Below are 4,172 nucleotides of genomic sequence, written 5' to 3' on the forward strand. Positions count from 1 at the left end.
CGTCCCGCCCGCGGACGCCACCTGATCCCCGCCCGTCAATTTTCAGCCGCAGCGGCTGGCCGACGAGTGGTTACCAACCGAAAGGACGCCCGCAGTTCGAACCGTATTCACGGCACTCCTGCTGGCTCACGCGCTCCATACGGCGGCTTTTGATGAAATTGCCCTCTTTATCATGGATGTAGACCGGGCTTGGCGAGGGAGTGACGGTTTTTCTGTTCCGCTCCGCATCATAGTCATAGGGCGCGCACGCCAGCAGATTAGCGGAGAGCAGTACCGTTAAAACGGGTCGTAGGGGCATCATCATGACTCCAACACCTCAGGTGCATTAACGTGGAAAGAGCAACACGCTAGCACGGATGTCCGGAGTGGAAATCAAGAAGAGAGGATCGATTGAGCGTTCGTTTATTCAGCGTTTTTACACCGCCTTGCCGCCTCGTCTGCTGCGCCGCCGCTCTGCTGTTGCGCGTATCGTGGGCGTAGCGATCTGCCGACGCAGACGCGTCGGGAATTCCCCTCCACCAAAGGAGAGCGAAACGGCGGCACCGTGCTGACATCACTCGCCGTCCCCGCGTGCCAACGGGGAGCCGCGAGCGCCAGAATGGGCGCTAAGGCGGATTATGCGGCGAGCGGCGAAGCATCATGATGACATCGCTATTCCGCCCGCGCGTCGCAACGTTATCGGGTGGCGGTCCGTGTTCGAACAACATGACAAATGACATCATAAGAAGGGCCAGGTTCCGCCCGGGAGGGTGCTGTTGCCGCCCACGCTCCCATGCGGAACTTTATTGGTATATTCCAGGGAAGTAACAATGAATCTAATAAATACATCAGCCTGCGGTTATTGTTGATATTGACTATCCAGAGTCTTTTTATCGCCTTCGCTTATTTTATGGTCCGGCCACGCCGGCCTAATTTCTCACATCGCCGGAAAGCAAATACGTTACGGCGCCATTAAATGGCTTCGGCAAAGATTATGAATGTCTGTGCTCGGCACGGAAATCAGGGATAAAACCGCTCCCACCGCGCGATATGGCTTCAGGGGACTCCGCAAGGCGTCAGGTGTTTCCCTTACATGCCTCGGCGAAACAAGATGACATCGATAGTATCGATAATAGTCTGATTTTCCGTGGCTATCCGGGATTCGATTTTTCGGATCTTCTCCAGATTTTTACCTGCCAGCGTCACTAAACATACCCAGCTGGCATAAATAATCAGTTTCTTTTCGTCTAAATCTAACAAGGTGGGTTTTTGGTGGAGTATAAGAAAAATATTCCACAGAACAAAAATAAACGCGCCAGAAATCAATCCGAATAAGAGGATGCACGGGATATTGAAATAACAGCGGCGCGAGGATTCATTACGGTTTGATATCAGGGCTTTTTTCATATTCAGTAAAGTTCGGTCATCCATCTCGTGTAACTCAGGGGGTCTCACCGGTGCGGGATTTATATTCACGACGGACCCGACATGTATGGAGCCGGGATTATCCCCCCCGACGCTTATCGTTATTTGTCGATCCAGGTTCTCTTGGGGAAGCATTTTTAAACTGCCCGCGACCTGATCTGCAAGCTCCTGTAATTCATTATCTCTTCTGTCCATGATTAGTCCTTTATATTATCAATGATTTATAACCAACTTCAGCACGCTATCAATCCTATCATTATCAATAGCAGGTTCTTTAATTAGGAAGTTATATATTTTTGCTGATTGTAATACGAGTTCCGCTGACGTCCAGCGTCGACCCGCTTGTTTAGCCAGCATTTCCAATTTTAGGACAATTTTTGCGAGCAGCTCCGCATCCAATGCGCCAGCACGCGTCTCCGAAGACGCGCCCTGCTCGCCGGTCAAAATGAATTGCACGTTAGCGCCCGACATGGCAAACGCGGCGAAAACATCGCCTCCTGGCACCGCAACGCCGCGCTCATATTTGCTCCACATTTCACGAGAAACGCCGCATCTGGCCGCGGCTTCGCCCTGTTTCAACGCTAGCCGACTTCGCTCAGATTTCAGACGCTGAGCACAAAGAGAATCAAAGTTCACAAAAACCCCATTGACAATGAGAACTAAAGTTCACAAAATCTATTGAACAAATAAACACTTTCTTCGTAGAAAAAGGAGCCATCTCGATGAAAACCCCCGAGCAGGTCAAACAGCTGTTCCGGCAAAACGGTTGGACATTCAACCGCTGGGCCGAGGAAAACGGCTACCGCCCCTCAGACGTCTACCGCGTACTGAACGGACTAACGAAGGCGAAATACGGAAAAGGCCATGAAATTGCAGTGAAACTCGGCCTGAAAGCGCCTCAACCCGTTTGATGGTTATCAACCTGCGTAACAGATTATCACATATTAAAAAAAGGAGAATGTGGCATGAGCAAGGCAAACGTATCCAGCGCAGGCGTTCGTATTCTGCGCGTTCTCAAGGCGTTGCGCGGCCACACGCTCGGCGGCGTTTCGAATGGTGAACTGGCAGCGGCGCTAGAGGAGTCGCCCGCCAACATCCACCGCGCGCTGCACACCCTGATTGAAGAAGGATTGGCGCAACGGCTGGACAACGGGCGTTTCGCACTGAGCATGCAAACCCTGCAAATCGCTCAGGCTCATGCCAACGAAGTCGCTCGCGCTCAAGACCGCATCAACGAAATGAACCAGCGTTTGCTGGCCGGCAGCCGGTAGTAGAAGGACTCACACACATGGCAAGAATAAAAACTCCACCGCTTGAATTAGTTGCGGATGCCGCGTTGGCCCGCGATCTTGACGAAAACCTGAACGCGCTGTCGCAGCACCAGACGCGCATCATGCAGCAATACGGCGAAGGTCTGCCCTACGAGCGCGACCGCATCGTTCACGAAGCCCGTTTCTACATGGCGCAGAGCGCGGAAGCGATGCTGGAAGCCGGTAAGCGATTGGTGATCCTCAAAGAAAACGAGCCGCACGGCACTTTCACGGCCATCGTGGAAAACGAGCTGGGACTGGCGCCGCAGGTGGCGCGCCGCATGATGCAGGCCAGCGTCAAGTTTCTGGGCTACGGCGACAGCACGCAGCCAAAGCGCTCATCGCTGCGCGTTCTGGGCAAAACCAAGCTGTATGAACTGATGGTGCTGGACGACGACGAGCTGGATCAGCTGGCCGAAGGCGGCACGGTGGCGGGCGCGACGCTCGACGAGATCGACCGCATGACCAGCCGCGAACTGAAGGCGGCCCTGCGCGAATCCCGCGAAAACAGCGCCGCGCAGCAGCGGGTGCTGGCCGATAAAAACAGCAAAATCGACGAACTGGCCACCCGGCTGGAGAAAAAGTCCCGCATTCAGCCACCGGAGCCGGACCAGCAGAGCGCCCAGCTGCGGGCGGAAGTCGGCGCCATCGCCTTCGACGCCGAAGCGCACCTGCTCGGCAAACTTCAGGCTGGGTTCAGCGCGCTGATCGACATCAGCGACAGCACCCTCCAGTCGCCGCCCACCGAGTTCATGAACGGCCTGCTGTGCCAGCTGGAGCGCGCCATCCACCAGCTGCGCGAACGCTTCTTTCTGGACGATGCGCCGAACGCCAGCCTGAAACCGGCCTGGCTGGACGCCCCGGAACCTCGCCTGCCCCACGTCGAGACGGTCTGAGGAATGATGATGAACGCCGCCCTGACGGAAAAACTGGTCGCTGTCGCCCGCGCCGCGCGCGAAGCCGGACACGGCCAACGAGGCCAGATCTACGACGCCGCCTCCGCCGAACTCGGTATGTCCCGCGGCACCCTGCTGCGCAAGCTGAAGACCGTGGCGATGCCCCGCCGCCCTCGCAAGCAGCGCAGCGACGCCGGCAACAGCGCGCTAACCCGCGACGAAGCCGCATTGCTGGCCGCCACGCTGATGGAAGCGACGCGTAAAAACGGCAAACGCCTGTACGCCATCGCCGACGCGGCGGACACGCTGCGCGCCAACGGCCTGATCGACGCCAGCCGCATGGACCCCGCCACCGGCGAGTGCATCCCGCTGTCCGCCTCCACGCTGAGCCGCGCGCTGCGCAGCTACGGCCTGCATCCGGACCAGCTGAGCGCCCCCGCGCCGGTCACCGAACTGGCGAGCCGTCATCCCAACCACGTCTGGGAAATCGACGCGTCGCTCTGCACGCTCTACTACCTGTCTCTTATACACATCTCCGAGCCCACGAGACTAAGGCGAATCT

Annotated in this window: 6 protein-coding genes; 3 read left to right on the forward strand and 3 right to left on the reverse strand. The window is 56.7% G+C overall.

Annotated features, from left to right (window positions below; all coding sequences use genetic code 11):
- Positions 1-70: 70 nt before the first annotated feature.
- The 3 genes from Q7O77_RS15150 to Q7O77_RS15160 form a co-directional block, all read right to left on the reverse strand.
- The gene (locus Q7O77_RS15150; protein ID WP_304169216.1) at positions 71-304 is read right to left on the reverse strand and encodes a hypothetical protein; all 234 of its coding nucleotides are present in this window, start codon (positions 302-304) and stop codon (positions 71-73) included.
- Between the two features lie 764 nt (positions 305-1,068).
- On the reverse strand, positions 1,069-1,599 hold the full coding sequence (locus tag Q7O77_RS15155; RefSeq protein ID WP_304169219.1) for a hypothetical protein: 531 nt from the start codon (positions 1,597-1,599) through the stop codon (positions 1,069-1,071).
- Between the two features lie 18 nt (positions 1,600-1,617).
- Positions 1,618-2,040 carry a helix-turn-helix transcriptional regulator gene (locus tag Q7O77_RS15160; RefSeq protein WP_304169222.1) on the reverse strand — a complete coding sequence of 141 codons (423 nt, stop codon included), beginning with the start codon at positions 2,038-2,040 and terminating at the stop codon, positions 1,618-1,620.
- 86 nt (positions 2,041-2,126) lie between these two features.
- Between Q7O77_RS15160 and Q7O77_RS15165 the strand changes: the two genes are divergently transcribed.
- From Q7O77_RS15165 to Q7O77_RS15175, 3 genes are read left to right on the forward strand one after another with little or no spacing between them, the layout of a single operon-like run.
- The gene (locus tag Q7O77_RS15165) at positions 2,127-2,315 is read left to right on the forward strand and encodes a DNA-binding protein (protein ID WP_085651235.1); all 189 of its coding nucleotides are present in this window, start codon (positions 2,127-2,129) and stop codon (positions 2,313-2,315) included.
- Between the two features lie 54 nt (positions 2,316-2,369).
- Positions 2,370-2,675 carry a helix-turn-helix domain-containing protein gene (locus tag Q7O77_RS15170; protein WP_304169227.1) on the forward strand — a complete coding sequence of 102 codons (306 nt, stop codon included), beginning with the start codon at positions 2,370-2,372 and terminating at the stop codon, positions 2,673-2,675.
- A gap of 17 nt (positions 2,676-2,692) precedes the next feature.
- Positions 2,693-3,610: a DUF3102 domain-containing protein gene (locus Q7O77_RS15175; protein WP_304169230.1), complete on the forward strand. Its 918-nt coding sequence runs from the start codon at positions 2,693-2,695 to the stop codon at positions 3,608-3,610.
- Positions 3,611-4,172 lie beyond the last annotated feature (562 nt).

The organism is Lonsdalea britannica (genome assembly GCF_946477055.1).
GTDB lineage: Bacteria > Pseudomonadota > Gammaproteobacteria > Enterobacterales > Enterobacteriaceae > Lonsdalea > Lonsdalea britannica_A.

Excerpts from the sequence above, each read along its gene's own strand:
- Q7O77_RS15170 (WP_304169227.1), top strand. The coding sequence starts at position 2,370 with ATGAGCAAGGCAAACGTATCCAGCGCAGGCGTTCGTATTCTGCGCGTT.
- Q7O77_RS15155 (WP_304169219.1), bottom strand. The coding sequence starts at position 1,599 with ATGGACAGAAGAGATAATGAATTACAGGAGCTTGCAGATCAGGTCGCG.
- Q7O77_RS15165 (WP_085651235.1), top strand. The coding sequence starts at position 2,127 with ATGAAAACCCCCGAGCAGGTCAAACAGCTGTTCCGGCAAAACGGTTGG.
- Q7O77_RS15175 (WP_304169230.1), top strand. The coding sequence starts at position 2,693 with ATGGCAAGAATAAAAACTCCACCGCTTGAATTAGTTGCGGATGCCGCG.
- Q7O77_RS15150 (WP_304169216.1), bottom strand. The coding sequence starts at position 304 with ATGATGATGCCCCTACGACCCGTTTTAACGGTACTGCTCTCCGCTAAT.